This is a genomic window from Acidimicrobiales bacterium (assembly GCA_036270875.1).
In the GTDB taxonomy this organism is placed as follows: domain Bacteria; phylum Actinomycetota; class Acidimicrobiia; order Acidimicrobiales; family AC-9; genus AC-9.
In genome coordinates this window covers 1-3,648 of sequence record DATBBR010000036.1, presented here as the reverse complement: position 1 = coordinate 3,648, position 3,648 = coordinate 1, and the positions used below count along the sequence as shown (strand labels likewise).

5 protein-coding genes are annotated in these 3,648 nt (G+C 71.3%); all 5 read left to right on the top strand.

All coding sequences use genetic code 11. The features are described from left to right. Positions 1-64 precede the first annotated feature (64 nt). Complete coding sequence (locus tag VH112_04250) at positions 65-967, top strand: Tim44-like domain-containing protein (protein ID HEX4539434.1); 903 nt, start codon at positions 65-67, stop codon at positions 965-967. Positions 968-1,024: 57 nt separating this feature from the next. Continuing rightward, positions 1,025-1,450, top strand: coding sequence for a TIGR03668 family PPOX class F420-dependent oxidoreductase (locus VH112_04245; GenBank protein ID HEX4539433.1), 426 nt, complete (start codon positions 1,025-1,027; stop codon positions 1,448-1,450). After that, positions 1,435-2,547, top strand: a complete 1,113-nt coding sequence (locus tag VH112_04240) for a YbhN family protein (GenBank protein HEX4539432.1) — start codon at positions 1,435-1,437, stop codon at positions 2,545-2,547. Before VH112_04245 ends, VH112_04240 begins: the two co-directional genes overlap by 16 nt. Next, a complete protein-coding gene (locus VH112_04235) occupies positions 2,544-3,023 on the top strand; it encodes a hypothetical protein (protein HEX4539431.1) in 480 nt (159 codons plus the stop codon). The genes VH112_04240 and VH112_04235 overlap by 4 nt, the downstream gene beginning before the upstream one ends. A 46-nt stretch (positions 3,024-3,069) precedes the next feature. Continuing rightward, a partial coding sequence (locus VH112_04230; GenBank protein ID HEX4539430.1) for a WYL domain-containing protein occupies positions 3,070-3,648 on the top strand: 579 nt, incomplete at its 3' end.

Below are 3,648 nucleotides of genomic sequence, written 5' to 3'. Positions count from 1 at the left end.
GCGGGACCGCCGCGGCCCCCCCGCCAGCGGCTGAACCTGACGATCCGCACGAGGGCTGACGCTCATGGCAGGACTCCTCGGTCTGCTGCTCGCCCGCGCCGGCGGGGGACACAGCTTCAGCGGCGGCGGCACCAGCGGTGGCGGCGGTGGGTTCAGCGGTGGAGGAAGCGGCTTCGGGCACGGCGGCTTCTTCTTCCTCCCCATCGGTGGCGCCGGTGGCGGGCTGGTCTTCTTCCTGATCATCGTCGCCATCATCGTGCTCATCGGCTTCGCCGCCGCCCGCCGGCGGTCGCGGCCCATTCAACCGCCCTTCCCGGACGAGAACCTGGGGCGCCCCACGTTTCCGAGCCCTCCCGAGGAGGCCACCATGCCAGCTGCCCACGACGAGGTGTCCGACGGCCTGGCGGCGATCCAGGCCCACGATCCCGCCTTCGATCGAGATGCATTCATCGCGTCGACCGAGCGCGCCTTCTTCACGGTTCAGGAGGCGTGGACCGATCGGAAGCCCGAGATGAGCCGCCAGGTCATGGCGGACGGGATCTGGCAACAGCATCGCGTGCAGATCGAGGGTTACGAGCGCTCGGGGAAGCGAAACGTGCTCGAGGACCTCTCTGTGGGCGCCGCCACCATCGTCGGGGCCAGCAGCGATCAGTCCAAGGACACGATCACCGTGCGCTTCCTCGCCGCCTGCGCCGACTACGACATCGACACGTCCTCGGGCAAGCGGGTGCGGGGCAACAAGTCGGTGGACCAATGGAGCGAGGACTGGGTGTTCCAGCGGTCGAGCTCGGCCACGACCAAGGCCGACGGCGGCACCATGCAACAGCGCTGCCCCAACTGCGGCGCGCCTCTCAACCTCGACCTGGCCGGCGTGTGCCACTACTGCAAGGCACCGGTGATGAGCGGTTCGTATGACTGGGTCCTCGCCCGTATCGACCAGGTCCTGGGTCCGGCCCAGGCCGTCTGATCGGCACCTGGGCGGCGGGGGCAGAGCGCTGGTGAGCGCGCCGCTGGGACCTCTCGCTTGAACGAACTGGAGGCTCACCGGCGGCTGGCCGAAGCTCGCGTCGCCAGGCTCGCCACCGCCGACCGGCTCGGCCAACCGCACGTCGTGCCCATCTGCTTCGCCCTCGACGGCGACCGCCTCTACTCGGCGGTGGACCACAAGCCCAAACGAGGCACGCGCCTGCGTCGCCTCGACAACCTGCGGGCCAACCCGGCGGCGTCGGTCCTGGCCGACCACTATGAGGAGGACTGGGACCGACTTTGGTGGGTACGGGCCGACGGGGTGGCTACGGTGCTCGAGCCCGAGGACGCGCAGGCAGGTGAGGAGCGAGGCCGGGCCGTGGCGCTGCTCGCCCGCAAGTACGACCAGTACGCCGATCGAGCGCCCGGCGGCGCCGTGATCTCGCTCGCCCTCCAGTCGTGGCGATCGTGGGCGACCCGGTAGAGCTCACCGAGCCCCCCGCTCCTGGCGACAGGGGCGACCATGGGAAGCGCCACCGGTCGCGGTGGCGACGGGCCTGGCCGTTCATCCGTGTCATCGGGGGGCTGGCGCTGGCCGGCTTCGCCGCGTGGGCCGTGATCGGGCGCAAGGGCGAGCTGGCGGGTGCCGCGTCGTACCTGGAGGACATGGACTGGGTATGGCTGGTGGTGGCCATCGCCCTCGAGATCGGCTCGATCGTCGCCTACGGCGCGCTCCAGCGCCAGATCCTCCTGAGCGGCGACCTCGACCTGGGGCTACCCAGCTCCACCGCCATCACCCTGGCCTACAACTCGCTGACCAACTCGCTGCCGGGCGGCGTCGCCTGGGGCAGCCTTTTCTCCTACCAGCAGTTCCGCCGCCGAGGAGCTGACGAGACCCTGTCGGTGTGGGCCATCATCGCCGACAACGCCTGTGCCGCCGTCACCCTGGCCGCCCTGGCGACCGTGGGCCTCGTCGTGGCGGGCTCGCAGAGCTCCGCGGGCCTCGGTGTCGTCGCGCCGACCTTCGGCGTGATCGTCGGGATCGTCGTGGTGGTGACCATCGCCTGGCGGCGGGGGCTCCTCCGGCCGGTGGCGACCGGCGCTGTCGCGCTGGCGAAGCGGCTCACGGGTCGGCCCCGGGCGACGCCCCGGGCGGTGGTGGACCGAACCTTCGCCCGGCTCACGGCGGTGACGCCCAGTCGCCGCCAGTGGGGGATCGCCCTGACGTGGGCGATGGCCAACTGGGTGCTCGATTGCGGCTGCCTGGTCGCCGCCTTCGGTGTCGTCGGCTCGCCGGTTCCCTGGCGCGGCGTGCTGCTGGCTTACGGAGCGGGCCAGCTGGCAGCCAATCTTCCCATCACGCCGGGCGGCCTCGGCGTCGTGGAGGGCAGCATCACCATCGCCCTCGTGGCCTACGGCGGGGCCGAGGCGACCACTGTGGCCGCCGTTCTCGTGTACCGGCTGCTCAGCTTCTGGGCGTCGTTGCCGGTGGGGTGGGGGATCGCCGTCGTGCTGGAGATCCACCGTCGAGCGGGCCGCGGCCAGGCTGATGGGGGACAATCTGACCTGGTGAGGGCGTGAAGATCTCGTTGCGTAGAGCTGCCGCGGCCGGTGTCGGGCTGGCGCTGGGTGTCGTCGCCCTGGGCGGCTGCGCCTCGGCCCACAACAGCCTCGGCACCGGTTCCAGCACCTGCTTCCAGGCCCTCCCGTCGGCGACGACGGCCGTCCACAACAAGGGCCGCTTCCTGGGCGTGCGTCGGGTCAGGCTGTCGCAGCTGCGCCGGCCACCGACCACGGCCCCCGGCCAGCCGTCCATCACCCAGCCGTCCACCACCCAGCCGTCCACCACCCAGCCTCCCACCACGCTGTCTCCCAAAGAGGCGAAGCGGTCGGTGTGCGTGGTCGCATTCCAAGGCAAGTTCGCTCCTGGCGACGTCGCGCAAGCGCCGCCTCGCAGCGGCAACTACGCCGTCGTGGTCATTGGAGAGCACGGTGGCGAGCCGCTGCGAGCCTTCGTGACCGACACATTGCCGCTCCGCTTCCGTCACCTGGGCTAGGAGCGGCCAGCGGCGACATCCCGCGACGAGGCGTACTCTGGCGCCGGTGGAGAGGCGTGATCGGCTGGAGCGGCTCACCAACCTGGTGTTGGCGCTGCTCGACACCGAGCGGCCCCTGACCATCCACCAGATCGCCGACGCGGTGACGGGTTATCCGGACGGAGCCGAGGCGCGCCGTCAGGCGTTCGAGCGCGACAAGCGCACCCTCCGGGAGGAGGGGATACCGATCGCCGTCGAGCCGGTCGAGTCCGAGGAGCAGTGGGGCTATCGCATCCGGCCCGAGGACTACTACCTGCCGCCCCTAGGGCTCGACCACGACGAGCAGGTTGCCCTCAACCTGGCCGTGGCCGGGGTCCACCTCGACGACGGCAGCGGGCGCGGAGCGCTGGTCAAGCTCGGTGTCGCCGACGCCGACAGCCCCAGCCAGGTCGCGTCCCTGCCGTCGCTGCCCCAGTTGCCGCGGCTGCACGAGGCCCTCCGGGCCCGCGCCTCGGTGCGCTTCGGCTACCGGGCCGAGGACCGACGGGTTGAGCCCTATGGACTGCTGTTCCGGTCCGGGTTCTGGTACCTCGTGGGGCGGGACCAGGCGCGGCAGGCGTTGCGCACCTTTCGGGTCGACCGCATG

What these genes read in the sequence shown, in the direction of transcription:
- VH112_04250 (HEX4539434.1), top strand. Translation starts at nt 65, where the DNA reads ATGGCAGGACTCCTCGGTCTGCTGCTCGCCCGCGCCGGCGGGGGACAC.